This window comes from Thermonema rossianum DSM 10300, assembly GCF_000426825.1.
GTDB lineage: Bacteria > Bacteroidota > Bacteroidia > Cytophagales > Thermonemataceae > Thermonema > Thermonema rossianum.
This window is the reverse complement of the sequence record NZ_AUGC01000001.1, coordinates 127679-154419: the sequence shown is the minus strand read 5'-3', so window position 1 is coordinate 154419 and position 26741 is coordinate 127679. Positions and strand designations below refer to the sequence as shown.

The following is a 26741-nucleotide window of genomic DNA, read 5'->3' as shown; positions in this document are numbered from 1 at the left end:
TAAAGCAAAGCGGGGCTTTCAAGTCCCGCTTTTTTTAATTCCCGCAAGCAACTCATAATAGGGCTTGCTACTTCAGTGCATAAAAGCTGTGCCTACCAGCATGCGCACAAGGAAACTGCATCAAACGCAACGAAGTAAGTTGGTTCACGAAAAAGACAAGCAAGTGATTTTCCTGCTTCAATACCGGAAAAACGAGCCCACGCCCATGCCAAGAAAAAGACGCGCCGGGCGAACACGCTGATTCTCCTCGAATAAAAACAGTGTGCCGTCGTCGGCAATCATGGGCACATGATAGTTGTCAGTGCGCCAAGGTTTAGGCAAAAAAATCATATCGTGCATCAAGCGGTTTTGTGTCCAGTGCCGAATTTGTTCGGCATCAAGCCCTATAGACAGGCTCACCGGCGGTGCCTGTGGTCCATACCGCACATAAGTTAAAGCAAGGATGCCATGCGAGCTAAGCCCATAAGGTGCCATGCGCATATCTAAAAAACCCACCTGTGCCGGATAAGTAGCCGAACGCACTCCGCTTGCCCGGCGCGTGTCGCCCGTCCACAGCAGGTGCTGCAGCTGCCAGCGCTCTTGCCCCCGGTGATATTCCACCCAAACGGCAGCCGTTCGATAGCGGTCTTGTGCCGGTGCCCCCAACAAATCATTGAAAAAATAACATAGCCATTTGCCGCTTTGCAGTGCTACTGCCCCTGCTGCTTGCCCGGTGTGTGCGTTGTCTATGAAAAAATACCAGTCATAACCCGCTATATTGGCTCGCTGCGTAAGATTCTGCCCAAACACAGGGGGCAAATACCAAGCCGTTGAGTCTGCCATGACTTTTTTCCCCCATCCGGCACGCCCCCCTATCAAAAATAAACCTTCTACCACCCCTTGCTTTTCACTCCAATGCAAGGGATAGTATGCAAGGCGTGCAGCGGTATGCCATTGCCAACAAGCCCCCTTTTGGGCAAAGGCAGCGGTTACGGCCACCCGTTGCCAAGCCGTCGTAACGGCAAGCTCAATGCCTATTTGCACTTGTGCAAGACTAACGGGCGGCAGCAGACAAAGCAAGCATGTGCCCCACCAGCTGCTCAAAATACGCAGGCGCTTCACGCATGCGGCTGCCATACCATGAAAACATTTCGCCATCGACCAGCACCACTTTTGCCTTCGGACAAAGCCGCCGGACTTCATCCATATGTTTTTCTTTAAAAGGATAAGGTTCGGAAGATAAAAACACCCAGTCCGGTTCTGCTTGCATGGGTAGCTCTACTGCCGGATAACGCGCCTGCCTGCACACATTTTCAAAACCCAGAAAGTGCAGTACCTCATTTATGAAAGTATTGCTGCCCGCTGCCATGTAGGGCTTCCGCCAAATAAGATAAAGCACGCGCCTATGCGGAAGAACCGCTGCCCTGCGGTGCACCTTCTGCCAAGCAGCCGCTATTTCTTCACGCAGCTGCCTGCTTTCTGAATGCCTGCCTACCAAAGCCCCCACCCCTTCTATCATCTCCAGGGCATCGGCAATGGTTTCTATGTCGCTCATCCAAACAGGATAGCGCTTTTCCAGTGCTTCAATCTGTGCCTTTTCGTTTTCTTCTTTGTTGCCTATAATCAAGTCGGGTTGCAAGCGCTCCACTACTTCCATGCGCAGCTGTTTGGTGCCCCCTATCTTGGTTTTACTGTGATACCACCGCCGGGGATGCACGCAAAACTTCGTAATACCCACTACTTCTTCTTCCAGCCCAAGCGATGCCAGCAGTTCCGTTTGCGAAGGCACCAAAGAAATGATGCGCCGAGGCGACACGGGCACCTCGACGCACCTTCCCATTTGGTCTATGACGGTATGAGTTTTCGCCTTCATTTTCAATTATGAGAAGTAGCGAAAATCCTGCCCTGCTTTTAAATGCAAGATAGTATGGTACATAAGCTGAATGATACGCTCCACATCTTCTTTATGCACCATCTCCACGGTTGTATGCATGTATTTCAGCGGCAAGGAAATCAGGGCTGAAGGCACACCACCGTTTGAATAGGCAAAAGAGTCGGTGTCGGTGCCTGTAGAGCGCGACACCGCCGCCCGCTGATAAGGAATACCCTCTTTTTCGGCTACTTCCATAATAAAACGAAGCAGGTTGTTTTGCACGGCCGGTCCAAAGGTCAATACCGGTCCCTTGCCTGCCTTGAAATCGCCATCTTGTATTTTGTTGTAAAGCGGCGCTTGTGTGTCATGGCATACATCTGTTACAATAGCCACATTGGGCTTAATGCTGTCGGCCATCATTTGGGCACCGCGCAAGCCTATTTCTTCCTGTACGCTATTGACCACATATAAGCCAAAATCCGGTTTTTTACCATTTTCATGCAAGCGGCGCACCACTTCTGCAATCATAAAGCCGCCAATGCGGTTGTCGAGGGCACGCCCTACCCAGTAACGGTCGTTCAACTCCATGAGCTCATCGGCAAAAGTCACCACGCAGCCCACATCTACGCCCATCTCCAAGACTTCTTGTTTCGACTCTGCCCCCACGTCTATGTAAATATTTTTGATTTCAGGTTTGGGGTCACGCTCTTTGTCGCCATGGCGCACATGAATGGCCGGCCAGCCGAACACGCCCTTCACGATGCCTTTGGGCGTGTGAATATTCACGCGCTTAGAGGGGGCAATCACCGGGTCGGAGCCTCCGTTCCGGATTACATAAATGTAACCGTTGTCATCGATGTAGTTCACAAACCAGGATATTTCGTCGGCATGGGCTTCTATAACCACTTTGTAATCGGCTTCGGGGTTCACGATGCCCACCACCGAACCGTAATTATCTACGCGGTAATCGTCGATATAAGGCTTGATGTAGTCGAGCCATATTTTTTGCCCTTCGGCTTCAAAGCCCGTAGGCGATGCGTTGTTTAAGTATTTTTCTAAAAACGCGCGGCTTTTGCTGTCCATAAAACAATGATTTTTTAGTTGTGTGGAAAAGTTAATCAAAAATAAGGTTTTCCCGGTGTATGCGAAAACAGAAAAAGCACAAGCAACTAAAACACAAAAAAGGGCGGAGGATAAGACTTCCTCGCGCCCTTGGGGTATCTTCCGGAAGCTACCTTACTTCACTTCAATCAAGCGGGTAGCTTTCTTCTTGGCTTCTTCGCGTTTAGGCACGCTCACATGCAAGATACCGTCTTTGTACTTGGCTTCGATTTTTTCGGTATTTACGGTATCAGGCAGCACAAACGAGCGTTTGAACGATTGATAGCTGAACTCGCGGCGTACGTAGTTGCCTTTTTCGTCTTTCTCTTCGTTTTTCACTTCTTTTTCCGAAGAGATGGTCAATACGCCGTCTTCTACTTCAATTTTGAAGTCTTTTTTGTCCATACCGGGAGCAGCTACTTCCAACTCGAAGCTGTCCTCGGTTTCTTTTACGTTCACAGCCGGCACAGTGAAGCTGCGCATCGGCATTACATCACGACCAAAGAACCAGTCATCGTTGAAGAAGTTTTCCAGCATGTTGGTCAGGCTGGGGAACAATCCGGTGTTTTCGTTTCTTTTTACCAGTGCCATAGTCTCATCCTCCTTTTTTAGGGTTTAACATTTGTTTTTTGTTGTTCACCCTTCTTTTATTCAACTCTTGTGCCAGCGCCCAAAAACAGACATTTTGTCATTATTTTTTACAAAAACTTAACAAACAAAAGACACTTTGTCATAAAACACTTTCAAATTGGCAGATAAAAGGCACTACATGCAGTCTAAGTTTTTGTAAATTTGCATGCTCATAAACTGAATCATAAGCTATGATAGTAATTGTTGGAGGTGGCATTAGTGGTTTAAGCCTTGCCTACTACCTACAAAAGCAAGGAGTTGCTTTTAAGCTGATAGAACAAAACAAGCGAACCGGAGGATATATACGTTCCATTCGCCAAAAAGAGTACTTATTTGAAGAAGGTCCCAACTCTTTGTTGGTAGATGCCGAAATACAGGCGCTGCTCGACGAGTTGAACCTGACGGAAGAAATCGTGGAGGCGAACCCTGCCAGCAAGAAGCGTTATATTTTACGCAAGGGGCAATATCGCGCCCTTCCGTCTTCGCCGCCCGCTTTGCTGTTCAATGGTTTCTTTTCATGGAAAGCCAAGCTCGACATTTTCCGTGAGATGTCGCGTCCTCCGGCACCTCAAGAAGGAGAACATGTGGCAGATTTCTTCGAACGGCGTTTTGGAAAAGAAGTAGTCGATTATGCGGTTACGCCTTTCGTTTCCGGCATTTATGCCGGCGATCCGTACCGCCTGCGCCTTGACAAAGTATTTCCACAAATGCCCGACTACGAGAAAACGTATGGGTCGGTACTTAAGGGCTTTATAAAAAACAAAGGAGGCGCCCGGCGGCGCAGCCTTTCATTCCGGAATGGCATGCAAACCTTGCCCGAACGGCTCACACAAGCTGTCAAGGAGCATTTGTTGCTGCAAACCACAGTCGAGCGCATAGAAAAACAGGGTAGCGAGTGGTTGGTGCACGTCAACGGGGGCGAAATCATCCGTGCTTCGCATGTGGTGCTGACAGTAGGCGCCCATCAAGCCGCCCGCTTGCTACCGGAGTACTACACGGCAGCGAAGGAAGTATGGCAACAGGTTTACTATCCACCTTTGGCAGTGGTGCACAGCGCTTATTACAAGCATCAGTTTAAACAAGTGCCGGAGGGCTTTGGCGCCTTGCATCCTATAGTAGAAAACAGTTTTAGCTTGGGAAGCATATGGAGCAGCAGCCTTTTCCCTGAGCGCTGCAAAGACAATGAAGTGCTCATCACCACTTTTGTTGGCGGTGCTCTTCAACCCAACAAAGCACAATACGAAGACCGGCGCATTATGCATGAAGTCAATTTAGAACTCAAGCAGTTGCTTCATATACAAGGCGTACCGGTATTGCAGCGCATTACCCGCTGGGAAAAGGCCATTCCACAATACCACGATTATATGGATGCCGTGGAAGCACATGCCCGGCAACTACAAAGCGAAGGTATTTACGTAAGTGCCAACTGGATAGGGGGCGTTTCTATTCCCGACTGCATCAAGAAAGGCAAACGCTTGGCCGAAACCCTTGCCCAAACAGTAAAAACATCTTAAAAAGACAAGGAAAAATTACACCAAAATGCTTATTATTCCGTTTTGTAAAATAAAACATCATGAGCGATACACCCGCTGTGAAAGGTATCGTAGTAGTACCCACCTACAATGAAATAGAAAACATAGAACCACTCATTCGCACAGTGATGGGCTTGGCTGTGCCTTTCGACTTGCTCATCATCGATGACGGCTCGCCCGATGGCACTGCCGCGCGTGTGCGTGCGTTACAGCAAGAGTATCCCGGGCGCCTTCATCTCATAGAGCGCCCGGGCAAACAAGGGCTGGGCACCGCCTATATTACCGGCTTCCGCTATGCGCTGGCACACGGCTATGATTATGTATTTGAAATGGATGCAGACTTTTCGCATAATCCACACGATTTGCTGCGATTATATGCAGCCTGTGCCGAAGAAGGCTATGACGTGGCTATAGGCTCACGCTATATTACCGGCGTGAATGTTGTCAATTGGCCCATGAAACGCGTCCTGCTCTCTTATTTTGCCAGTCAATATGTGCAGTTTATTACCGGCATGCCTGTGAAAGATGCCACCGCGGGCTTTAAATGCTACCGTCGCGAAGTGCTCGAAACCATCGATTTGGACAGCATCGCTTTCGTGGGCTATGCCTTTCAGATAGCCGTTAAGTTTCAAGCATGGAAATATGGATTCAAGCTCAAAGAGGTGCCCATCGTATTCACGGAGCGCACACGAGGGCAGTCCAAAATGAGTTTTCGTATTTTCAAAGAAGCCTTTTGGGGGGTCATCAAACTCAAAATCGAAAGTTTGTTTAAAAGCTATCGCCGCCCCATGCCGCAACCGCTTAAAACCACACCCCAAAGCGGATAACTAAAGGACTGGCATAAATCGTGCGATTGCTGTCATAATTCATGTTGTAAAGCAACATCAAGTTGAAGCTGCCGGCTTCGCCCATAGCCTGCCGGTAGCCGCCGCCAAGCAACGGGCTCACCAGCCAGTCGCGCACGCTTTCACCTGTATTTATGTCGTATAGCTCGGCATTCAAGGCCTCTACTTCCCCCCATGCAAACACGTTGGGATGCACGACATATTGCAAGAATGAGCGCCCCCCATAAATGCTGGTGCTGAAGGTAGTATTGCTATATTTCCTGCTATAATAAGAATACTGTGCACCCAAGCCGGGGCGCAGCCGTTCGGAAGCCAAATACATGACACTGGGCGCCACTTCTATGTTGGTAATGGTGCCAAAAGCCAACCCAAGACTTCCCCCCACAGCCCAACGCCTTCCTTCCATCTTGTTTTTCTGCTTCACGGCAGCGGGCTTTTGTGGGGCGTCTTCCTGCCCGGTAGCAGGGGGCGACTGCGGCACTTCCTGCGGTGGTTGTGAAGGCTGTTCAGTAGGGTCTTTGTATTGTGCTATGCCCTGCATGGCAAAACATAACAGGCATATAACCAACAAAAGTCTTTGTGCGGCGTACATCATAACACTCATTTTGAAGACTCTAAAATTAAAAAAATTTCCCTGCCGAATCAGTTTTTTTATCTTTGTTTGAAACCATCCTGCTTATGATTATTTACAATACCAAAGACTGGGTAAAGATATTTTTGAGTGCCTCCGGCTTTGGCAATGCCTATAATGCAAAGTATTTGTTCAAAACACAGGCTTTTATTTTAGTTTATTGCTTTGCGGTGGTGTATCTGCGGCACTATCACTATCCGCCGGAGCGGCTCGCCATACGGTTGGATCCTACTTTTTTATCTTTGGTAGGGGTCATTTTGGGACTTTCCTTGGTGTTTCGAGTGAACTCTTCTTATGAGCGATGGTGGGAAGGGCGCAAACAATGGGGCGCCTTGGTAAACCACTGCCGCACCTTAGCTGCCAACTTTCATGCGGTATTGCCCCTGCACGACCACGAAAACCGGCGCTACATAGCTGCCCATATTGCCAACTTTCCTTATGCTTTGAAAGGCCACCTGCGTGCACAAATACATTGGGAAGTGTTCGAGTACCCTTGTCAAGAGGAGAAAGAAGCCATGCAGCGTACCGAACATCTGCCCTATTTTGTTGCCGGGCAACTTTTTGCAAAAATGGAAGCACTGTTCCGGGCAGGGCAGCTGTGCGAGGCAGACAAAATCAACCTTAAACAGCAGATACAGGGGCTTATTGACGTACTGGGCGCCTGCGAACGTATAAAAAACACACCTATTCCTTTCTCTCATACCTCTTTTATCAAAACATTCATTATCTTTTATGCTTTCTTCTTGCCCATTGGCTTGGTTGATAAATTCGGGTGGTACACCCTGCCGGCGGTGTTTCTTATCAGCTATGCATTGGCAGGCGTGGAAGTGATTTCAGAAGAGATAGAGCAGCCTTTTGGCACGGATGCCAACGATTTGCCTCTGCGCCACCTGTCCAATGTTATCAAACAGAATATTTATGATATGTTACAAGTAAACCCACAGGCAAGCCTTCCGGTAGCCATCACCCATGACGGAGTGCTTATTTAACTTTCACTTATGCTATGATACAGGCAATTGAGCAGTTCTTCCCACAGTACAAAGTCGAAAGTCTTCTGAAAGAAGACGACTACTTCGTATATCACCTGGCACGCCACAGCAGTGGGCGCTTGGCCATGATTCAGAGCATAGCACCCGCCTATCAGGGGAAAAGCGCCGTGATAGAGCGCATCCGGCAATATGCCGGGACAGTCAATGAGCTGCAGCATCCCGTCTTGCCCCTGCTCTATGATTGCTTGATTACCGAAGACAATGCCTTTCTCATTTGGGAACACCTCGACGGGCAAAACATAGAGCACTACATGCAGCAGCAGAAGCAAGCCCTCTCGGAGCGAAAAGCGCAACGGTTGGTGCTTTCGCTTATCAGTGTGTTAGATTTTCTTATACAAAAAGGCGAAGCGCCCCCACGCTTAGATACGGAAATGATATGGATTACTTCCGACGAGCGCATCAAACTGCGCGGTATTATTGACGAGTCCACGCCCAAGGGCATGCCCTACCACCCCAGCCGGGAGCAGCTGCATGCTCCACAAGATTACGTGCAGGCGGTAGGCTTGGTGTGGTATCATCTGATTACCGGCAAACACCCGCTTCGCTTAGGCGAAGAACATATACTAAAAGGCAGCTTACCCCCTGCCGGTAAGTTTTATCCCGGTGTGTTCGAGCACATCGAAAACTGCTTGGCAAAAGCCATTCATCCCACCCCCACCAAGCGTTACAAGGACTTGCAAGAGTTGCAACAGGCTATTCTTTCTGCCCGCATACAAGCCATGACACCCGAAGAGTACAGCTTCGTAGAACTCAATGCCCCCCTGATTTTACTCATATTCATCACCCTGCTGACAGGCTTGGCACTGTGGCGAGGCAGCCGGCGCGACCTTCACAGTGCAACCCGGGTGGCTTATTATCCACAAGACACCCTCGCGTGGAAAGAGTTCAAAGAGCGGCAACAGTTTATAAAAGAGCAAAAAGCAGCTACCGACAGTCTCTTCCTACTGCCACAAGAAGAAGGAACAGACATCACACGTGATTACCTGCACAAGGTCAGCCGGGGCGAAACACTGACCGATATTGCCGAGCGTTATAACATGACCACCGAGCACCTCTTGCGTATCAATAACCTTGCATCGGGCGACAACATACAGGCCGGCGTAGGATTGAAGGTAAAAGTTCGTGCCATCCATAAAATCAATTTGAACGAAAGCCCACAATCCATCGCCAAGAAATACAACATCAGTATGGCAGAACTGTTGAAAGCCAATGGGCTTTCCGGAATCGATACCAACGACAGGAAAGCACTGGAAAAAGTATTTTATCCCGGAAGAGAACTCATCATTCCCATTAGCCGATAGCAACTATGGATACGCAAATAGAATTTTTGAACTATACAGTTACCGAGATACTGGAAGAAGAGCGCACCTGGAGCATTTACCGCGCGCGCCATCGTCACTTGGAACGCAAAGTGCAAGTGGTGGTGGTGCAATCCCCCAACAAAGAGGTGAGCACCCAATTAAAAACCTTGGCGGCACAGCTCTTCAAACTACAGCATCCCTATATAGCTACCCTGCTCGACTTCGTGGAGGTGGGCAATATTCTCTATTTCATTTACCGGGATGTGGAAGGGCACCCCCTTTCGGCGCTGTTAAAAGCGAAAGAATTCAAGCTGCAGGAAATACAAACCATACTGCTGCAGTTATTGCATGCCTTGGCACATGCCCACCAGCTGGGCTTGGCTCATGGGGCTTTGTCGCCGGAATATATTTTTCTCGATGCAAGGGGCAGCCTCAAAATACTGCACTTCGGTTACATAGCCCGGCTGCTTAAAGCCGGCGAAGCCCGGCATCCCGACACCTATGCCTATGTGGCACCGGAGCTTGTGCAGCATGGCATTGCCGACAAACGTAGCGATATTTATTCAATAGGTGCCATCTTGTACCATTTGCTTACGGGCCAAGCCCCCATAGATGAAAAGAACCTTGATATTTTAAAAATACGGCAAAACCTTCCCGCCCCCTCTTCGGTATCGGCCCGTGTGCCAGCTTTCTTTGATTCCATTCTGCAGAAGTGTATGGCAGAAAACCCGGCTTTGCGCTATGCAGGTGTAGAAGAGCTGGAAGACGAGCTTGTAAGGGAGTGGAACGTGTGGCTACGCACCCAAAACAAGGATGAGGGAAGCCGCAGCCGTAGTTTACTCGCCGGCTTCTGGACGCTCGTAGCCTTAGCGGTAGCCGCCTCTATATGGATCATTGTGCAAGAACTATTTGCAGGTGACAGCAGCCGCCCGTTGGAAGAGGCCGCTGCACAGGAGCAACAAGAAGCAAGCACAGAAAACCAAGCTATTTCAGAAAACACACAAGCAGAAGTAAATACCCAACCCCGCGCGGAGGGACCTAATGAAGAAATAGAAGAAACCAACGAAGCAAACGAAGAGCCGGCGGTTTCCACTACTCTACTAACGGGCACGCAACTGCAGGAACAACTATTGGTGGACAACCTCTATCTTTCTTCACAAGGTGGTTTGCTGGAGCATAAAGTGAAAGCAGTAAACCTGAATACCCTCCAAGCGCTGCAAAACGTAGAAATAGAAGTGCGCTACCTCGACAACACCGGCGAGCTGATAACCTCCGAACGTATAGTGTTTGAAAGCATAGCACCCGGTGGCAAAGCCGAAAAAGTAATGAAGAAAGAGCTGCCGCGGGAAGCTACCGTTGAGGTGCGCCCGCTGAAAGCCACCCTAAGCACCGAAACGCTGTAAAGTGCGTTCTATGGCAGGACGATAAGCATCGCCAAACAATATTAGATGAACAAGCAGGGGATAAAGATTCCAGACAGCCACACGCTCTTCGAAGCCTGCTTGCCAGGGATACATTTGCCGGTAAGCTTCCCAAAAGACAGCATCGAACCCACCAAAAAGCTGCATCATAGCCAGGTCTATTTCCCGGCAGCCATAATAAGTAGCAGGATCAATGAAAACAGCCCGCCCCTGCCGGTCTGCCATCACATTGCCACTCCACAAATCGCCATGCAGCAAAACCGGTGGTTCGTCGGGCAGCAGGTCAGGCAGCCGCTTGGCTAAGCGAAAAGCTGCCTGCTCGTGCCGGCGCTGCAGGCGTCCCATGGCGCTTGCTTTTTCAATCAAAGGAAGCAAGCGCCGCTCAAAAAAGAAGGCTGCTCCATCCTGGCAGGGCGTGTTATCTTGCGGAAGCGCTCCTATGTAGTTATTGTAATCAAGTCCAAAAGCATCTCCGCGGCTGCGGTGCAACAAAACAAGTTGTTCGGCTACATTTTCCCAAAATCGTTGTCCTTGTTTTGCACCTTGCTCTATGCCTTCGAGCAGCAAAAAAGCACGCCCCGCGCATTCTCCCTGGCCATATACCTGCGGCACACGCACCTTGCCTTGCAATAAATGCAGGTTTTGCGCTTCCGCCTCAAAAAAAGAAACCGGATGCCGGCTGTTCCACTTGATAAAAAAAATTTCATTTTCGCAACGAAGCAATGCCGCCTCATTGATGCAGCCGCCATGTAGCCTTTCCACCGCCTTAAGGCGTGCCTTCTTGCCTGTAACCTGCTCAATGGCAGCACAAAAAAACGCAGACTCGTTCATCCCGTTTGTTAAAATCATTTTTTAATTTTTTGAAAAAAAAATAAAAATTATTTTAAATTGATTCACCTTTTGTGTATCAGCTTATTAACACTTAATCTATGAAACATGTCTAACTCAGCACAAGCCCTGCTTCGAGAGCTGTTGCAAAGCCATTCGCCCGGTGAGCTGCTGCAGGCACTCGAATCCATCGAAAAAACAGCCTATCCCTCTGCTTTCCTCACGCACCTTATTGTGCTTCAAAGCTTTTATACGGGCGAAGCTTACCGGGAAGTGCGCGAAAAAGCAGCCCGCCTGTTCCAGAAGATAGCCCCCCGCGAGCTGCAGGACTTTTTGCGTGCCGTGCCTTGGCGGGAAGAGTTCATCACAAATACCGAGATGCGCGAGCGCTATCTGCGCCACCTTACAGCCCATCCCATGATAGACAATCACACCTTAGGAAAAGCTGCACTGTACCTCTGGGGGGGCGATTTCAACTTTTATATCCGTACACGCATGCTGCAAGCCGAAGAAGTGCTGCAAGAGTATTGCCTGGGTGATATATTCTACCTCTACCACACCCCCATAGAGGCACTTCCCGACGAGTTAGGCAATTTATCGAACTTACAATGCTTGCTTATACAGAAAAACAAAATCAAACAACTGCCTCAAAGTATTGGGCTGTTGCAACAACTGCGCGTCATTGATGCCTCTGAAAACGAGCTGCAAAGCTTGCCCGACAGCATTAAATATATGAAGCGGCTTCAAAGTCTTCATTTGGCACATAACCATTTGCATGTGCTTCCGCCCGAAATAGGCGAACTTCAGCAGCTGCGCAAGCTGTGTTTGAAAGACAACAAAATGCGCGTGCTGAGCTACACCATGCAATGGATGGAAAACTTGGAATACCTTGACTTGAGCCAAAACCCTAATTTGAATTTCTTCCAATCTTTTGAGTATTTAAAAAATTGCCCGCAATTAAAAGAAATCAAACTCCGCAAAAACAACTTAAACGCCCCTTTACGCAACCTGCAAGAGCTGCAACAGCTCGAAAGCATTGATTTGAGCGACAATCCCCGCTTGCCCGTTGAAGAGACCTTTGCCGCTGCCCGTCAAGGTGCTTTTGGCCGGCTCAAAGCGTTGTTCATGGAAAACACCTCCTTGCTGTCACCGGACGCCCTGCAGCCTCTGGCAGCGCGCTTACAAGTTCTGTCCGTGGCTCATAATTCGCTTGACGGCATAGACCTTGCCTTTCCGGCTTTGCTCACCCTCAATTGCGCCCACACATCCATACACCGGCTCGATAGCAACCAAATGCCCAAACTTCAACAGCTGCATGCAGGTCATACGCTTCTGCAACAAATCCCGCATTGGCCCTCGCTTCAATACCTTGCCATGGACGGCAACCAAGCATGGCTCGATGCCGGCGGCCTGCAACAGTTGCCTGCTTTGCCTGCCTTGGAAGTGCTTTCACTGAAAGAGTGCCAACTGGAAGCCCTGCCTCATTTAGATGAGTGCAACCAATTGCACAGCCTTTATTTAGACGGCTGCAGCTGTCCCAATTGGGAAACGCTTTTATTGGACATCTATGACATTGCGCACCTGCGCTGTCTTTCGCTGAATGGCGTGCAATGGCAGGAGATACCCCGGCGGTTGGCGCGTTTGCGCTTTATAGAAAGCTTGCATCTTGAACAGCTGCCCGAAAATACCGATTGGGATAGGCTTTTCGAACTGCTGACCCACTTGCCACGCCTGCGGCACCTGTCCCTTGCCCACAACCCCGGCTTGAAACAACTCCCCCAAGCAGCGCTCAAGCTTAAGCAGCTGCAATACCTCGACCTGTCATTTACCGGCATACGCCGGCTGCCGCACGAATTGAGTAAAAACAAAGAGTTGCAAAAAATAAAAATAGACGGCGTACCCAATGCATTCATCAGGCACGCCCAGCATTTTTCTTACGACTGGTTTGAATTCAGTGCTTGTGCTCAGTCAACGGACGGGCAAACAAGTCAAACTCCGCCGCATCGGTGATTTCAACCTGCACAAAATCGCCACGACGCAAGTAAATGCCCGAAGCAGGAATCAATACTTCGTTGTCCACCTCGGGCGAGTCGTACTCGGTGCGTCCAATGAAATATTCCCCTTCTTTACGGTCAATCAGCACTTTGTATTGTTGTCCGATACGGGCTTGATTCAGCTCATAGGAAATATCCTGCTGCAGCGCCATCAGGTCGGCTGCCCGCTCTTTCTTCACCTCGTCGGGCACGTCGTCTTCATAAGTATGGAAAGCGTGCGTGTCTTCTTCATGGGAATAAGTAAAGACACCCAGACGCTCAAAGCGCATATCCTCCACAAAGCGCATGAGCTCTTCAAACTCTTCTTCTGTTTCTTGCGGATAGCCTACAATCATGGTAGTACGCAGGGCAATACCGGGCACCTTGTCGCGTATTTCATGAATCAGGCGCTCGGTGCGTTCGCGCGTAATACCGCGGCGCATGCGTTGTAACACTGCCGTAGAACCATGCTGCAGCGGCATATCCAAGTATTTGCAAATATTGCTGCGCTCATTCATCACTTCGAGCACATCCATAGGGAAGCCCGCCGGATAGGCATATTGCAGGCGAATCCACTCGATGCCTTCCACATCGGACAGGCGCCGCAGCAGCTCTGCCAAGGTGCGCTTGCCATACAGGTCTATGCCGTAGTAAGTCAGGTCTTGGGCTATAAGGATAAGCTCTTTCACTCCTTTTTTAGCGAAATTTTGCGCCTGCTCTACGAGCACTTCCATGGGGCGCGACTGATGCTTGCCCCGCATCAAAGGGATGGCACAGAAAGAGCAGGGGCGATCGCAGCCCTCGGCTATCTTCAAGTAGGCATAGTGCAGCGGATTGGTTACCAGCCGTTCACCCACCAGCTCGTGTTTATAGTCTGCCTTCAGTGTTTTCAGCAAACGTGGCAGTTCATTGGTGCCAAAGAAGGCATCTACTTCCGGAATTTCTTTTTCCAAGTCTTCACGGTAACGCTGCGACAAACAGCCCGTTACATACACTTTCTCCACCAAGCCTTGCGCCTTGGCATCGGCATAGTACAAAATGGTGTTGATGGATTCTTGCTTGGCGTTGTCAATAAAGCCACAGGTATTGATAATGACTACTTCGGCTTCGCGCTCTTCTTCGTGGCTCACATCGAAACGGTTGGCTTTCAACTGTGTGAAAATCTCTTCGGAATCGACCCAGTTCTTCGAGCACCCCAGCGTGATAATGTTGACTTTGTACTTTCGGTTTCCTTTGGTTTTCATAAAATCAAATATTCCTTCTCCCTGTGTTTTCTTTCGCTTGCTGTCAATAAGCAGCCTTATAGTCCACGACCAAATCCACCCGGCTCAACTCACCGGCTTTTACTTCTACCGGCTGAATATGCCCTTCCCCGTCGAAGCGGTTGGCAAACCAGCCCTCTTTTTCTTTTACAAAGAGTGAATAACGCCCGGGGGGCAAGGCTACCTCAAAGCAGCCGTTGGCATCGCTGCGCGTTTTGGCTACCGGTTTGCTGTGAATAGCTGTGTAAAAAGAACCATTTTTTTCAGTTTGTGCGTCGGTAGTCAACTCATACACATACACCTCACGTTCAATGCCTTGTGCTTTACGCTCGGGAGCATTGGGCGCCGGCATCCAGTTGCCTTCGCGCCAGAGCACCTGCCCGGCAATGCCTTCTTTGATACTAAAACGGCAACCCATACTTTCTTCGTTTTCTGCTTGTGTGGTATTCTTCTGTGCCTGGCATGCCCAAAGGCTCAACAGCAGGCAAAGGCTCAAAGGCTTAAGCCGAAGTGCTTTCTTTGAAAAGAGAATCAACAAATTCATGGCGGTTAAATATTTGAAGGTCTTCTATTTTTTCTCCTACTCCAATGTATTTAATAGGGATTTTAAACTCATCGGAAATGCCGATAACCACGCCGCCTTTTGCGGTGCCGTCAAGTTTGGTAATGGCTATGGCATTGACATCGGTTACTTTGGTGAATTCGCGTGCCTGAATGACTGCATTCTGCCCGGTACTTCCGTCCAGAACGAGCAGCACTTCATGTGGTCCATCCGGAATGAGCTTTTGAATGGTGCGTTTGATTTTGCCCAGCTCATTCATCAGGTTGGTTTTGTTGTGCAGGCGTCCGGCTGTGTCTATAATCAACAGGTCGGCTTTTTCTTCAATAGCGCGTTTGGTGGCTTCGTAAGCTACCGAGGCGGGATCTTTGCCCATGCCCAGGTCCACCACCGGCACACCGGCACGCTCGCCCCACATTTTGAGCTGATCGACGGCAGCCGCCCGGAAAGTATCGGCTGCGCCCAGCATCACCTTTTTGCCCTTTTGCTTGAATTGTGCTGCCAGCTTGCCAATCGTGGTGGTTTTGCCTACTCCATTGACACCCACCACCAGCATCACATAGGGTGTATCGCGGGGGGGCAGCTCAAAGTCGTTGAGTTCTTCGGTTTGGTTTTCGGCCAGAAGAGCGGCTATTTCTTCCCGCAGAATGCGGTTCAGTTCGGCAGTGTTCACATATTTATCGCGCTGCACACGCTCCTCTATACGGCGGATGATTTTAAGCGTAGTCTCTACGCCCACATCGGCGGCAATCAAAATATTTTCCAGCTCGTCGAGTACTTCGTCATCTACTTTCGATTTGCCCACAATGGCCCGCCCCAGACGGGAAAAGAAATTCTGCTTGGTTTTTTCCAAGCCTTTGTCGAGGGCTTCTTTTTTTTCTTTCGAGAAAAATCCGAAGAGTTTTTTCACGGCTTTCAGTGTTTAGTTGGCTCTAATATAACAAAAAAAGCCCGCTTAAAGGGCTTTCTTTTCTTGAACATGCCTATGTGATGACGGCTTATTTTTTGTTGATAACCTCTTTTACCATCACTACGGGAACAATTTCTTCTTTAAAGGTGTAAGCTCCTGTTTTGGGAGACTTCACAGCCTTTACCACCTTGGCGTAACCGGCCTCGGCGTCTTTTTTTCTAAGGGTTGCAACTACCTTCTTTGCCATGATTGTCTATTTTTTAAGATTCTTTTGTAAACAGAAATAAGCACTACTTAATCTCGCGGTGCAGGGTGTAGCGCTTGAGAATGGGATTGTACTTGCGCAGTTCCAAACGGTTGGGCGTGTTACGACGGTTTTTGGTCGTAATATAACGCGAAGTACCGGGCATGCCCGATGCTTTGTGCTCTGTACATTCTAATATCACCTGTACGCGGTTTCCTTTTGCCTTTTTAGCCATTGTCTTCTATCTTTTGATATATTGTGAATTGGACGGCAAATTTAAAAAAATTTTTTTGTATTCAAAACGATATCTGCATGATTTTCATGCTTTCTGTTTGAATCACTCTCCTTTAATGGTTCGAATCTCGTTTTCGAACTGCTCCGCTTCCTGTATTTGCTGTTCCCATTGCACGGTAACGGCTGCAATTTCGTCTTTGAGTTGGGCGTAGCGCTGCTGCACGGCCACCACTTGCCCGGGCTCGTCATAGAAACCGGCTTGTGCCATCTGTTGCTCTATTTGCTGCTGCTCTTCTTCAAGAGCTATCAAGCGGGCTTCCAACTGTTCTATGGCCTTCTGGCAGCGACGCCACTCACGCTGCAGCTCTTTGAGCCGTTGGCGCCGCTCTTGATTAGACGACAAGGATGCCTCTTTCTTCTGTACTGCGGCTGCCTCTTGAGCACTCACCAGTGCACGCTGCCACTCTTCGGCATACCACTCTTCAAATTCTTGGTAAGTACCCAAGAACTCTTTGATTTTACCGTTGTCTATATACCACACCTTGTTGGCAATGGCTTGCAAGAAATGGCGGTCGTGTGATACTGCCACATAAGAGCCTTCATAGTCTTGCAGGGCATCTATCAACACATTGACGGACGGAATATCCAAGTGGTTGGTGGGTTCGTCGAGCAACAGCAGGTTGGCTTCCGACGACAACACCTTGGCTAATGCCACGCGTGCGCGCTCTCCGCCCGACAGCACCGATATTTTCTTGAACACATCGTCGCCATGAAAGAGAAAACCGCCCATCAGGCTACGCAAATAGCTCTCTGTCTTTTGGGGGCAACTGCTCACCATCTCGCCCAGAATATCGTTGTTCAGGTTCAAAGCTTCAATCTGATGCTGTGCATAGTAGGCAATATCGACCTGATGCCCCACCTCCCGTATGCCTTCGTGCGGCTCGGTGCCTGCCAAGATGCGCAGCAGGGTGGATTTGCCCTTACCGTTGGCACCAATCAAAGCAATGCGGTCGCCACGATATACGGTAGCATCGGTGTTTTCGAGCAGCCGTAGGTCACCAAAACGCTTGCTCACTTGCTTAAGCCGTACCAACTCTTTGCCGGGCATGCGGGCTATAGGGAATTTCAGACGCATGGTTTCCTGCTCACTTTCGGGCAGCTCGATGCGCTCCATGCGCTCCAGCATCTTGATTTTCGATTGCACTTGCCGCGCCTTGGTGGCTTTTGCCCGGAAGCGTTCGATGAAACGCTCGGTCTGTTTTATTTTTTCCTGTTGGTTTTCATAAGCCGCTATCTGCAAAGCGCGCCGCGTTTTTTTTTCTTTTTCGTAAAAATCGTAGTTGCCCTCATAAACTTCCAGTGCCCCTTGGCGCACTTCTACAATGCGGCTTACCAAACGATTCAAAAAATAACGGTCGTGCGATACTACCAGAATAGCCCCCGGATATTGCAACAGATATTGCTCCAGCCATTGAATGGAAGGTAAGTCCAAGTGGTTGGTAGGCTCATCGAGCATCAAAAGGGAAGGTTTTTGTAAAAGCAGCTTGGCAAGCATCACACGCATGCGCCACCCGCCCGAAAAAACAGACAGAGGGCGCTGCAAGTCTTCGGTTTTAAAGCCCAAGCCTTCCAAAATGGCTTCTGCCTGTGCCGGCAAGCGGTAGCCGTCCATGGCTTCGAAACGGGCCTGCAGCTGTGTGAGCTCATGCACCTTCGCTTCGCTGTATGAATCGGCAAGCTCTTGCGTCAGTTGTTTGATGCGCGCTTCTATTTGCCACACTTCGGCAAAAGCCTCCAAAGCCACCTCGCGTATGGGCTTATGGCTTTCAAGCGAAAGCATGTCTTGATTTAAAAACCCAATGGTATAATCGGCCGGCTTGGTAATGCTGCCTTCGGCCGGCATGTACTCACCGGCTATCAGACGCAAAAGTGTGGATTTTCCCGCACCATTCACGCCAATCAAGCCAATGCGATCGCGCTCGCCCACATGCAACGACACTTTGTCGAAAAGCACACGGTCGCCAATGTAGTAACTAAGGTTTTGAATATTGAGCATAAGTTGTCAAAAATATATTCACGGGGAAATGCCCGGGGCATTCCGTCTGCAAATATAGTAAGAATCAACGGGCTGCCCGTTCAGCGCACAATAGCCAGCCTTCCCATGGCTTGTATGGTACCGGCATCGTCCGAGGCAAAAATCAGATAAACGCCGGTTGGTGCCGGCTCTCCGTTCAAGCTGCGGGTATCCCAGACGAAAGTGCCACCGGCTGCCCGCCCTTCATAGATGAGCGCCCCCCGCACATTGACTATTTTCACCCATGCATTGCGGGCTAAGCCTTCCACAGCTACCTGCCCTCCGAAACCCGGGCGCACGGGATTGGGAAACACACGCAACGCCTCGAAGCGATTCCCGGCAGCGGTTACCCCCTCACGAAAAGAGCAAAGACCGGCAGCGGTCAAGAAAAATACTTCGCCCGTGCTTTCAAACAAAACCATGCGGCGCACCTCATCATCAAGCAAGGGACTGTTGCTGCTTTGAAAGCGATAAATCAAACGGTCAATGTTTTCATCGAATACAAAAACCCCCTGTTCGGTGCTCATCCATTTCCGGTTGGCGGGGTCTATCATAATATCAAGCACCCGCTGGTCGTTGAGCAACTGAAAGTTTTCGAAAATAGGGAAAGAAACTTCGAAAGAAGGACTAAATACTTCCGACGTATTGAAAACAGTCATTACCCCATCGGCAGAGCCTATCCACACGATGCCTGCGTAATCCACTGCCAGCGAAAGTATTTGCGAATTGGTCAGCTTGGCGTTCGAAGCCGTCAGGTGCTTTTGCTGCCCGGCGGCAGGGTCCAGCACCCATAGCCCGCCGGCAAGGGTGGGGTCTAAGCGCACCCACAAGTAACCGTTGAAGTCTTCGACTATTTCCAAAGGAAAGCGTGTGGCGCTATTGAACGAGAAAGATTGCCACTGCCCTGTTTCGCGCACCCACACATGCAGGGAAGGTTCTCCTGCCGGCGGGTTATATTGCGCCACCCACATATTGCCCTGTGCATCGGGATAAATATCGCTTACAAATAAACTTTGGTCGCCAAAAAATGGTGTGCCGGCTGTCATTTCATCTATTACACGAAAAGAGCCGTCAGCTGCACGTACCAAGATACCGTTGCCAAAAGAGGCAAACCAGTATTCTTGAGTAAAGGGGTTGTATGCCACATCTACCAGGTCATAGAGAAAAGGCAGGCTTTCGGCTTGCGGATGACCGGCCGCATAGTTTTTCCATACGCCTTTGGAAAACTCATAAAAGGCGGCAGGCCGCAGGTAAGCCTGACGGCTGTCGTTGTAGCCGCCGGCTGTAATCAACACGGCATTTTGTGCATAACAGGCTCCTTGCGCTTCAAGCTGAAGAGGTCCCGGCGAGGCATAGCTCCGCCAAGTGCCCTCCCGGTTACTAAGCAGGCCGGTGCGGGCGTCTGCCACATACAGCGCCCCTTGTTCATCGACAGCCAGAGCACGTGGTTCTGTAAACAAGTTTTCTGAGACGGTTTGCAGCACATTGCCCCCCGCGTCCAAAGCATAGAGCGCCGAAGACGAGGCTACCCACAACGCAGACGCCGTGGCAGTGATATCGGTGAGGGTTACCGGCACGGTGTTTATTTTCACCCAAGCCCCGGCTTCATAGGCATACAGTCCCTGTCCTTCCATCAAGGCAAATATTTTTCCTTGAAAAGCAAGCAGGCGGCGGGCTTGCCCGGCGGGTAAGCCTTCTGCCGTAGTGAAGTAAGTCCATTGGTTAAAATCCTGAAGATTTGCCTGCGCTGGTGCCCGGGCAATGCCTTCCGCTGTGGCTATCCAGGCGCTGTCTAAAGCGAAAAGCAAATCATGCACCTCTACTTGGTTGCCCGAGCTGCCCAAATTCTCCCAAGATTCATTGAGCAAGCCGGAAGCAAGGTCAACAACCCACACGCCCTCTTTTGCCGCAGCATACAGTTTTGTGCCGGCCGGATACAAACGCCGGAAATGCAGATTCTGCGCCGTTGGCAAGGTTATTTTCTCTACTTTGAACTGTCCGCCGGCTACATGCAGCCTGTCGAGACGCCCGTTGGTATAGGCAATAAAAAAACTGCCGGAAGTGGCATGATAAACCATAGCTGCAGCCCGGTTGCCCGAAAGGCCGTCCAAGGTAGAAAGCACCATGCCTTCACCGGTTTCATCCATAAAATAAATACCTGCCCGGGCGGCATAGAGCACCTGTCCTGCGCCTGCAGCCACAGTTACCCCTTCACGCAAAGGGAAATGAAAGCGCCAAGTGCCCACGGGAATGTCGCCTTGCGCAGGGCAAACCCATGGTATTAGCGCCAGCAAGCCTGACAAGTACAAACGGAAGTATTTACTCACTGTGAATAATGCATGCTTCATGACTCTATGTTTTTTTAATGCCGCTGCCGGCGCCCTACCAAAAGACTGCTGTTGCCGTCGCGCCAATGATAGCCATAAGGGAAGCCCAAGGCAGGCGGCTGAAGTGAATCATACAAAGCTTCCAAGTCGGTTTGATAGGTGTACTTGCCAAAGTCGCGGATGGGGCGGGCGTATTTTCCGTACAACGAAATTTTCCAGTCTTTTCGCTTGCTCCACTCTGCCCAGCGTAAGCCCGTATCGTCTTGTACAATGGCGCTACATTCATCCAGCAAAAGGCTTTTTACCGTTTCAAACCCCGGATTGAACAAGACATAAGAAGCCGCTTTCATGTAGGCAATTTTATTGGACTGCTGTTTTACGAAAGCCACCCACACCGGCTTCTTCTGTAAGCTTTTATCCGACAAATCCACGCCAAAGTAATAGACGGTTTGAGCATAAGCTCTTTCCGGATGCTTAAAAGACACTTTCACACCCAAGGGGCGGCGGTCGTCCGGGCGTTCCCGGTGCGGCACCGTGCGCAGGCTGTCATTTTCCAAATAAACATCTTCCACATGCAGAATATCATTGCCTTGCCGCACCAAGAAAAGCACAAGCAAAGGCAACACTCCCTGCGCCGAACGGTAGAGATCCGAGCTCATATAACTGGTGATAAAATAGTTACGCACAAACAGGTCTTCCAGTGCCCGCTCTACATCTTGAAAATAGCGGCAATAGAAGGTTTCGGAGCGTCCCATGTAGTCATCGGGCAAGTAGCCGGGGCGCTCCAAGCCCACCAGTACATAAGTGCGGCAGGCAGGAAACAACACCTGTGCGTTCAATATATCAGGACCACTAAACGGATAAAACAAAGTACCTTCATGACGGTGCAAGTCCGCCACCTGCTGCTTTGCCCACTGTTGCAAGGGCATCAGATATGTGGTGTTCAGCTGCTGCCAACGGGCATCCATCGTTTCAATGGCAGTTTGCACACAAGGCAGGCCGGCAATGGCACGTGCCGAGTCGTTTTGCACGCGCTGCGGCATGGCTGCCAGCAGGGCGGCAAAATCGTGGTATCTCTTACCTGCTGCCGAAGGCTCAAAAACGGGCAGCTCAGGTGCGGTCATCCGGGCGGCTGCTTCTTGGGAGCCTTCTTCCGCCTTGCGCTCATCGGTGGCGCTATTGCATCCTAAACAGCCAAGCAAAGCTATGAATAGTAAGTTGTAAAATTTCATATATCCTGTTTTGTAAAGTTAAAACTCCCATGTCCCTTTTGCCAAGGGCGCTTTTTTCAGGGAATATAATGACAAAAAAACACAATTTTATTGCACGGGTCTGCCTTTTTCTCTAAAAGAAGCGTATTTTTATACTGAATGGCTTAGTTTTGGCTTATTAAATCATCATAAAAACATCCTCATTAGCAATGAATTATCCTGCTCATTTTAAACTTCTTTTATTCATCGTTTGCCTGCTTCCGGGCAGTTTGCACCCCGCTTTTGCACAAAAAAGACAAAAGAAAACGCACATTACGGTTCCGGCTATCTATAAAGTGGATACAGACCAAGACCAAGTGCCGGACGTAAGGGATCAGTGCCCGGGCACCCCTTTGGGCGTTAAAGTCAACCAATTTGGTTGCCCCCCTGACACCGACGGCGACGGTGTTTTCGACTATGAAGACGAATGCGTAACGGTGCCCGGACCCGCCGAAAACAAAGGATGCCCATGGGGCGACAAAGACGGCGACGGCATCACCGATAACCTCGACCGCTGCCCCGACGTGCCGGGCATCAAGCAATACTATGGTTGCCCGCCCCCGGACCGCGACAATGACGGCGTCATTGACCCACAAGACCGTTGCCCCGACACCCCGGGCGTCATCGAAAACCAAGGCTGCCCCGAAGTGGTCACCAAAGAAGAAAGAGAGCTGCTCGAAAAAGCCAGCAAAGTAGAGTTCGAATATGGCAAGTGGACCATCCTGCCCAAATGGTATCCCGTTTTGAACGAAGTGGCCAAAATCATGTTCAAATACCCGGATGCCTATCTGCTCATTGAAGGGCATACCGATGCCATAGGCTCGGAAGAAGACAACCAAATTCTGTCGGAAAACCGTGCGGCAGCCGTGCGCGAGTATCTTATCAACCAGGGCGTGGAGCCTTTCCGCATCGAGAGTGTGGGTTATGGCGAATCGCAACCCATAGACACCAACGACACGCCCGAAGGACGCCAGCGCAACCGCCGCGTGAAGATGACGATTTACTATAAGGAATAAAGCTCTGTTCTTTATCTACAAATCGCCCCTCTGGTGGTAAAAACCGCCGGGGGGCGATTTTTTATTTCTAATACTTTTTCATCTAATCCCAAATACGAAAAACAGGCAGCTGCACACTAATTAGCGAACCATAACGGTTCAACGAAAAAGAGGTGGACTGTCCGCCCCAATCTACGGAAGTGCTCAGGTGGGTAGGTGTATAAACACGATACATTATGTTCACGCCCGCATACTTTATTTGTACTCCCCACAGCCATTGAACACTTTTGAAAGGCGATGCTTTCACCACACCGCGAAAAAGCTCATCCACTGCCATGCGTCCCCCACCAAAATAGCTGTTTTTTCGCAAGTCAATGATTTTGGTTTTACTGAAAGAAATGCCTCCCAAAATCCTTACCTCTATATTCTTATGCAAAGCGGGGAGTCGCCAAGTAGGAATGAGTTCATATCTGCTACTCTGCGCCCTAAGAATTCCTGTAAACCAAGGTGGTTGCAGCTTGATTTGTCCGGGCAGATAGTGATAATAATCATAAGGCTCAGGTATGATTCCGCCGTACAACGAAGGGTCCACTTGCCACTGAAAACCGGGGTGAATCCCCCTTGCCGCATCGTAATAGCTCGCTATTGACAATGGCAAGGAAAAAAAATGCTCCCTGTAAAAGGAAAACATTACCCCCCAGCTGCTATGAGGGTGGTTATAATGCCCGTAAACTCCCAAAGCACCATAACTGCCCCCATCTCCCTCAGACAGCACAAAAACACCCCGGCGATCGATTGCCACCGCTTGCCGGGGTGTTTGTAGAATATTCTGCCCAAACTCTATACCCCATACCAGACGTTGGGCTTTGCAGCCCAAGCTTATCAACAATAATAACAAGACTGCTTTTCTACTCACACCTCCGTCAGTTTTGAAGCTGTAGCATATGGTGGCATAGCATATTCAACCATCATTTCTTTTTCAAAGGCAAACTGAAGCTTAGTATGAACTGCCACCCACGCAAACGCGCGTCAAGATTCTGCTGCTTGCCTCTAAAGTCGATGGTTCCCAGCCACGGGTTTAAGCCATAAGTATATTCCCAGTGAATTCCCATATACCCCCTGCGATAAGCAATACCTCCGGTAAAGAAATAGTTTGCAGGTAAAGCAGCCCGCTTCAAGGCACCGGACAGCTCGGTATTTTCGAATGTGCGCCAATTGTGAGCAACCAGCGACATACCTCCATACAGCTGCAGGCTGCCGGCACCGGAAAAAGAAAAATTTCTACCTACAAATGCATCCATACCATAAGAAAACGAATAGATACTGCCACGATATTGTATGGTAAAATTTGCGCTATCGCTTGCAAAAAGCTTTGCACTGCTTCCTCTAAGGTAGCCCCTTGCCTGCAAAAAGACATTTTCATTCAGCTCGTATTCTACCATACCTCCAATTATGGCCGTTCCATAAGGGGAGATACTCTTAAACCACGGCTGTTCTCCGCTATTCATGGATAGCCCGTAGCGGTTCAGTCTCAATAAATCGCCAAAATTGAGACTTGTATGCACACCTACACGCCATTTTCCGGTATTTTCCTGCCCCTTTACTTGGCATGTACCAAACACCACTAATAGTGCAGCAATCAAAACTCCATATGATGTTCTCATGACTGTAAATAATTAAGTTATTGTGGCTGATAAATATAGAACTCTAAAAGATCGGTAGAATACTTAGTGCCTTGAGAGCGAATATCATCACAATATTCCACAATAGCTCCTCCTATGTAATCATCGTAAGCATGAGTAATATAAGTAGCAGGTTGTAACGTAAGATCTATGTATCCAGGCCACACATTATATTCCGATTCTTCACCACCATCAATTTCAAACCACTCGTAATAAACAGCCGGACCATAGGTATTCCAGTTCCAATACAAAGTCTGAATTCCCGCATTATACCATTTCACCGAACAGTCAGCAAACCCCAAGAAGCGACATTCCTTAAAGTATTTTTGGGGAATACGCTTAGCTACTACACGATACTCAACCTTAGTACTACCAGGTTTTACGTAAGCAATAAGTATCTCAAACTCAAGCTTACCTTCAAAGAAATCCCAATTATCAGGATCTATTCCTGCTACCTTTCGCAGAGCCTCCATACTTTTAAACTTGACATTTCCTATATAATCTGGAGTCACATTACTACGTCCATCTCTTGGACAGCTTGGATTCGACACAGGAGGATAAGGTGTGCTGCCTCCACCCGGGGTGCTGCCTCCACCACCACAAGTAAAGCTTACATCATAATAAGCATCTCTAAATACATACAAGTAAGATGCATCTTCATGAATAGCCACACTACGAAGCATTTCCTCACAAGGTGCAATACGGCTGTTGCTACTTTGAAAACCCTCTTTTCTTACAGCTATAACCCACTCACTTTCAGAAACTAACACAACAGGTTGCTCTTCTACATCTTCTCTCTCCAATTCGTAGTAGTTTCCTTTGTAATCAAAAGCGGGAATTGTATTTCTATTCCTATCAGAAGGCATATAAGCAACAAGAAGTGGCTGGTTGCTACTATCCCAACTTTTTGCATTAACTGCTTCATTGACTTCCGGCACTGATATTTGTAAAAGGGGATAATTAGCAATTATATTATCAATATCAATCTCATTATTGGTAGCATACAACTTTGCTAACCGTTTAGCATGTTTGCCAGACAAAATTTCGCCCAATGTCAGTAGTTTCGTTCCTTTTCCTGAAGAATGGGAATATAAGCGGTCTTTAAGATGCTTAGCAATTAAAAACTCAAAGTCACCTCCCTCCTGTTTATTAACAAGTGAATGAATATATACCCTGACTTCAGGCTCCCCCATAGAAATTGCCAAATTAAATGCAATCTTTCTTTTTACATCATCGGGAGCTACAAAAATTTCACTGACAACAGGTGCCCTACTTGGTAGAACTTCTATTTTGTCCACTTCTTTGCAGCTACTAGTTAATAAAAAAAGTAGAGTAGAGTAGAGTAGAGTAGAGTAGAGTAGAGATTGATTTTCATATTTTTACTTATTTTAGTTTACCAGTTGCAAATATATAAAAAGACAAGCTAAAAACAATTTTTTTGTTAAAAAACTTCTGCAATTCTTACACATCTTACCCTTGTGTCCTCCCTTTATTTTACTCTTTGTAATAAAAAAAGGCAGGCTATGAACCTGTCTTCTCTTTTTTAAGAGAGGAAACGTGTATTTATCTGTTTATTTCGGACTAAACGTAATGGGGCGGGTTACTTCCACCTTTACCGGTTTGCCGTCTTTTTTGCCGGGCTTCCAAGCCGGTGCTTCCCGAATCAGGCGCAACGCTTCCGCATCGCAGCTTTCACACAAACCACGGACTATCTGGGGGTTGGTGAGCTTTCCGTTCTCATCCACTATAAACTTCACCACCACACGCCCGGTGATATTCTTTTGCTTTGCCTCTTCGGGGTAGCGCAAGTTTTTTTCTATGTAATCGTAAAAAGCTTTCAAACCACCGACGGGCTCCGGCTGCTCATCTACTATGGTATATACCTCTTGTGCATAAGTGGCATTCAAATTGCCCATTACAATACCTGACAGCAGCCATAATACCAATTTTAATCGTTTCATTTCGTTATATTGTTGATGGT

Annotated in this window: 25 protein-coding genes; 7 read left to right on the top strand and 18 right to left on the bottom strand. The window is 48.9% G+C overall.

The genetic code is table 11. The annotated features are described in order from the left end of the window. Positions 1 to 177: 177 nt before the first annotated feature. The 4 genes from K384_RS00725 to K384_RS00710 form a co-directional block, all read right to left on the bottom strand. Positions 178 to 1116, bottom strand: coding sequence for a polymorphic toxin type 23 domain-containing protein (locus K384_RS00725; RefSeq protein WP_169737591.1), 939 nt, complete (start codon positions 1114 to 1116; stop codon positions 178 to 180). After that, positions 1034 to 1819 carry an ABC transporter substrate-binding protein gene (locus K384_RS00720; protein ID WP_245605264.1) on the bottom strand — a complete coding sequence of 262 codons (786 nt, stop codon included), beginning with the start codon at positions 1817 to 1819 and terminating at the stop codon, positions 1034 to 1036. Before K384_RS00720 ends, K384_RS00725 begins: the two co-directional genes overlap by 83 nt. 39 nt (positions 1820 to 1858) lie before the next feature. Beyond that, the gene (locus K384_RS00715; RefSeq protein WP_038028431.1) at positions 1859 to 2935 is read right to left on the bottom strand and encodes a M42 family metallopeptidase; all 1077 of its coding nucleotides are present in this window, start codon (positions 2933 to 2935) and stop codon (positions 1859 to 1861) included. 153 nt (positions 2936 to 3088) lie between these two features. After that, entirely contained in the window at positions 3089 to 3544 is a 456-nt protein-coding gene (locus K384_RS00710; RefSeq protein ID WP_038028430.1) for an Hsp20/alpha crystallin family protein, read from the bottom strand. A 230-nt stretch (positions 3545 to 3774) separates the two neighbouring features. Between K384_RS00710 and hemG the strand changes: the two genes are divergently transcribed. Both hemG and K384_RS00700 read left to right on the top strand, forming a co-directional pair. After that, positions 3775 to 5097 carry a protoporphyrinogen oxidase gene (gene hemG / locus K384_RS00705; RefSeq protein WP_038028428.1) on the top strand — a complete coding sequence of 441 codons (1323 nt, stop codon included), beginning with the start codon at positions 3775 to 3777 and terminating at the stop codon, positions 5095 to 5097. Positions 5098 to 5156: 59 nt separating this feature from the next. Further along, entirely contained in the window at positions 5157 to 5942 is a 786-nt protein-coding gene (locus K384_RS00700; RefSeq protein ID WP_038028426.1) for a polyprenol monophosphomannose synthase, read from the top strand. Here the strand turns inward: K384_RS00700 and K384_RS00695 are convergent. Next, positions 5917 to 6555 carry a hypothetical protein gene (locus K384_RS00695; protein ID WP_157629991.1) on the bottom strand — a complete coding sequence of 213 codons (639 nt, stop codon included), beginning with the start codon at positions 6553 to 6555 and terminating at the stop codon, positions 5917 to 5919. The two genes, K384_RS00700 and K384_RS00695, sit on opposite strands and share 26 nt — an antisense overlap. An 83-nt stretch (positions 6556 to 6638) precedes the next feature. On the opposite strand from K384_RS00695, the gene K384_RS00690 reads away from it, so the two are divergent. From K384_RS00690 to K384_RS00680, 3 genes are read left to right on the top strand one after another with little or no spacing between them, the layout of a single operon-like run. Then, the gene (locus K384_RS00690) at positions 6639 to 7580 is read left to right on the top strand and encodes a bestrophin family protein (RefSeq protein WP_071837415.1); all 942 of its coding nucleotides are present in this window, start codon (positions 6639 to 6641) and stop codon (positions 7578 to 7580) included. Between the two features lie 14 nt (positions 7581 to 7594). Continuing rightward, positions 7595 to 8941 (top strand): LysM peptidoglycan-binding domain-containing protein, encoded by a 1347-nt coding sequence (locus K384_RS00685; protein WP_038028425.1) that lies wholly within the window; start codon positions 7595 to 7597, stop codon positions 8939 to 8941. Positions 8942 to 8946: 5 nt separating this feature from the next. Next, complete coding sequence (locus K384_RS00680) at positions 8947 to 10344, top strand: serine/threonine protein kinase (protein WP_038028424.1); 1398 nt, start codon at positions 8947 to 8949, stop codon at positions 10342 to 10344. On the opposite strand, the gene K384_RS00675 is transcribed toward K384_RS00680, so the two are convergent. After that, positions 10324 to 11211, bottom strand: a complete 888-nt coding sequence (locus K384_RS00675; RefSeq protein WP_084147062.1) for a fructosamine kinase family protein — start codon at positions 11209 to 11211, stop codon at positions 10324 to 10326. The two genes, K384_RS00680 and K384_RS00675, sit on opposite strands and share 21 nt — an antisense overlap. 87 nt (positions 11212 to 11298) lie before the next feature. On the opposite strand from K384_RS00675, the gene K384_RS00670 reads away from it, so the two are divergent. Continuing rightward, positions 11299 to 13200, top strand: coding sequence for a leucine-rich repeat domain-containing protein (locus tag K384_RS00670; protein WP_038028422.1), 1902 nt, complete (start codon positions 11299 to 11301; stop codon positions 13198 to 13200). Here K384_RS00670 and rimO read toward each other — a convergent pair. From rimO to K384_RS00635, 8 genes are all read right to left on the bottom strand, one after another. Then, positions 13142 to 14467, bottom strand: a complete 1326-nt coding sequence (gene rimO / locus K384_RS00665) for a 30S ribosomal protein S12 methylthiotransferase RimO (protein WP_038028420.1) — start codon at positions 14465 to 14467, stop codon at positions 13142 to 13144. The genes K384_RS00670 and rimO overlap by 59 nt on opposite strands. Positions 14468 to 14510: 43 nt before the next feature. Then, positions 14511 to 15029, bottom strand: coding sequence for a carboxypeptidase-like regulatory domain-containing protein (locus K384_RS00660; protein WP_051632976.1), 519 nt, complete (start codon positions 15027 to 15029; stop codon positions 14511 to 14513). Then, on the bottom strand, positions 14986 to 15954 hold the full coding sequence (ftsY, locus tag K384_RS00655; RefSeq protein ID WP_038028417.1) for a signal recognition particle-docking protein FtsY: 969 nt from the start codon (positions 15952 to 15954) through the stop codon (positions 14986 to 14988). Before ftsY ends, K384_RS00660 begins: the two co-directional genes overlap by 44 nt. An 88-nt stretch (positions 15955 to 16042) precedes the next feature. Continuing rightward, positions 16043 to 16201 carry a DUF4295 domain-containing protein gene (locus K384_RS13540; RefSeq protein WP_071837408.1) on the bottom strand — a complete coding sequence of 53 codons (159 nt, stop codon included), beginning with the start codon at positions 16199 to 16201 and terminating at the stop codon, positions 16043 to 16045. 43 nt (positions 16202 to 16244) lie between these two features. Beyond that, entirely contained in the window at positions 16245 to 16433 is a 189-nt protein-coding gene (gene rpmG, locus K384_RS00650) for a 50S ribosomal protein L33 (protein ID WP_038028416.1), read from the bottom strand. Between the two features lie 102 nt (positions 16434 to 16535). Then, positions 16536 to 18488, bottom strand: coding sequence for an ABC-F family ATP-binding cassette domain-containing protein (locus K384_RS00645; RefSeq protein WP_038028415.1), 1953 nt, complete (start codon positions 18486 to 18488; stop codon positions 16536 to 16538). 80 nt (positions 18489 to 18568) lie between these two features. After that, positions 18569 to 20854, bottom strand: a complete 2286-nt coding sequence (porZ, locus tag K384_RS00640; RefSeq protein WP_038028414.1) for a type IX secretion system anionic LPS delivery protein PorZ — start codon at positions 20852 to 20854, stop codon at positions 18569 to 18571. Between the two features lie 14 nt (positions 20855 to 20868). Then, positions 20869 to 22065 carry a hypothetical protein gene (locus K384_RS00635; RefSeq protein ID WP_038028413.1) on the bottom strand — a complete coding sequence of 399 codons (1197 nt, stop codon included), beginning with the start codon at positions 22063 to 22065 and terminating at the stop codon, positions 20869 to 20871. A 188-nt stretch (positions 22066 to 22253) separates the two neighbouring features. On the opposite strand from K384_RS00635, the gene K384_RS00630 reads away from it, so the two are divergent. Continuing rightward, positions 22254 to 23099, top strand: a complete 846-nt coding sequence (locus K384_RS00630) for an OmpA family protein (protein WP_051632975.1) — start codon at positions 22254 to 22256, stop codon at positions 23097 to 23099. A gap of 82 nt (positions 23100 to 23181) precedes the next feature. Here the strand turns inward: K384_RS00630 and K384_RS00625 are convergent, their stop codons facing one another. From K384_RS00625 to K384_RS00610, 4 genes are all read right to left on the bottom strand, one after another. Beyond that, positions 23182 to 23994: a hypothetical protein gene (locus tag K384_RS00625; protein ID WP_157629990.1), complete on the bottom strand. Its 813-nt coding sequence runs from the start codon at positions 23992 to 23994 to the stop codon at positions 23182 to 23184. Between the two features lie 52 nt (positions 23995 to 24046). Continuing rightward, a complete protein-coding gene (locus K384_RS00620) occupies positions 24047 to 24742 on the bottom strand; it encodes a hypothetical protein (protein ID WP_157629989.1) in 696 nt (231 codons plus the stop codon). Positions 24743 to 24759: 17 nt separating this feature from the next. Next, positions 24760 to 26058, bottom strand: a complete 1299-nt coding sequence (locus K384_RS00615) for a hypothetical protein (protein WP_038028409.1) — start codon at positions 26056 to 26058, stop codon at positions 24760 to 24762. Positions 26059 to 26331: 273 nt separating this feature from the next. Then, on the bottom strand, positions 26332 to 26721 hold the full coding sequence (locus tag K384_RS00610) for an energy transducer TonB (protein WP_051632974.1): 390 nt from the start codon (positions 26719 to 26721) through the stop codon (positions 26332 to 26334). Between the last annotated feature and the right edge of the window lie 20 nt (positions 26722 to 26741).

What these genes read in the sequence shown, in the direction of transcription:
- K384_RS00685 (WP_038028425.1), top strand. Translation starts at nt 7,595, where the DNA reads ATGATACAGGCAATTGAGCAGTTCTTCCCACAGTACAAAGTCGAAAGT.
- K384_RS00670 (WP_038028422.1), top strand. Translation starts at nt 11,299, where the DNA reads ATGTCTAACTCAGCACAAGCCCTGCTTCGAGAGCTGTTGCAAAGCCAT.
- K384_RS00610 (WP_051632974.1), bottom strand. Translation starts at nt 26,721, where the DNA reads ATGAAACGATTAAAATTGGTATTATGGCTGCTGTCAGGTATTGTAATG.
- K384_RS00635 (WP_038028413.1), bottom strand. Translation starts at nt 22,065, where the DNA reads ATGAAATTTTACAACTTACTATTCATAGCTTTGCTTGGCTGTTTAGGA.
- K384_RS00675 (WP_084147062.1), bottom strand. Translation starts at nt 11,211, where the DNA reads ATGATTTTAACAAACGGGATGAACGAGTCTGCGTTTTTTTGTGCTGCC.
- rimO (WP_038028420.1), bottom strand. Translation starts at nt 14,467, where the DNA reads ATGAAAACCAAAGGAAACCGAAAGTACAAAGTCAACATTATCACGCTG.
- K384_RS00690 (WP_071837415.1), top strand. Translation starts at nt 6,639, where the DNA reads ATGATTATTTACAATACCAAAGACTGGGTAAAGATATTTTTGAGTGCC.
- K384_RS00680 (WP_038028424.1), top strand. Translation starts at nt 8,947, where the DNA reads ATGGATACGCAAATAGAATTTTTGAACTATACAGTTACCGAGATACTG.
- porZ (WP_038028414.1), bottom strand. Translation starts at nt 20,854, where the DNA reads ATGAAGCATGCATTATTCACAGTGAGTAAATACTTCCGTTTGTACTTG.
- rpmG (WP_038028416.1), bottom strand. Translation starts at nt 16,433, where the DNA reads ATGGCTAAAAAGGCAAAAGGAAACCGCGTACAGGTGATATTAGAATGT.
- K384_RS00715 (WP_038028431.1), bottom strand. Translation starts at nt 2,935, where the DNA reads ATGGACAGCAAAAGCCGCGCGTTTTTAGAAAAATACTTAAACAACGCA.
- K384_RS00620 (WP_157629989.1), bottom strand. Translation starts at nt 24,742, where the DNA reads ATGAGAACATCATATGGAGTTTTGATTGCTGCACTATTAGTGGTGTTT.
- K384_RS00645 (WP_038028415.1), bottom strand. Translation starts at nt 18,488, where the DNA reads ATGCTCAATATTCAAAACCTTAGTTACTACATTGGCGACCGTGTGCTT.
- K384_RS00725 (WP_169737591.1), bottom strand. Translation starts at nt 1,116, where the DNA reads ATGGCAGCCGCATGCGTGAAGCGCCTGCGTATTTTGAGCAGCTGGTGG.
- K384_RS00660 (WP_051632976.1), bottom strand. Translation starts at nt 15,029, where the DNA reads ATGAATTTGTTGATTCTCTTTTCAAAGAAAGCACTTCGGCTTAAGCCT.
- K384_RS00700 (WP_038028426.1), top strand. Translation starts at nt 5,157, where the DNA reads ATGAGCGATACACCCGCTGTGAAAGGTATCGTAGTAGTACCCACCTAC.
- K384_RS00695 (WP_157629991.1), bottom strand. Translation starts at nt 6,555, where the DNA reads ATGATGTACGCCGCACAAAGACTTTTGTTGGTTATATGCCTGTTATGT.
- K384_RS00720 (WP_245605264.1), bottom strand. Translation starts at nt 1,819, where the DNA reads ATGGGAAGGTGCGTCGAGGTGCCCGTGTCGCCTCGGCGCATCATTTCT.
- K384_RS00710 (WP_038028430.1), bottom strand. Translation starts at nt 3,544, where the DNA reads ATGGCACTGGTAAAAAGAAACGAAAACACCGGATTGTTCCCCAGCCTG.
- K384_RS13540 (WP_071837408.1), bottom strand. Translation starts at nt 16,201, where the DNA reads ATGGCAAAGAAGGTAGTTGCAACCCTTAGAAAAAAAGACGCCGAGGCC.
- K384_RS00630 (WP_051632975.1), top strand. Translation starts at nt 22,254, where the DNA reads ATGAATTATCCTGCTCATTTTAAACTTCTTTTATTCATCGTTTGCCTG.
- hemG (WP_038028428.1), top strand. Translation starts at nt 3,775, where the DNA reads ATGATAGTAATTGTTGGAGGTGGCATTAGTGGTTTAAGCCTTGCCTAC.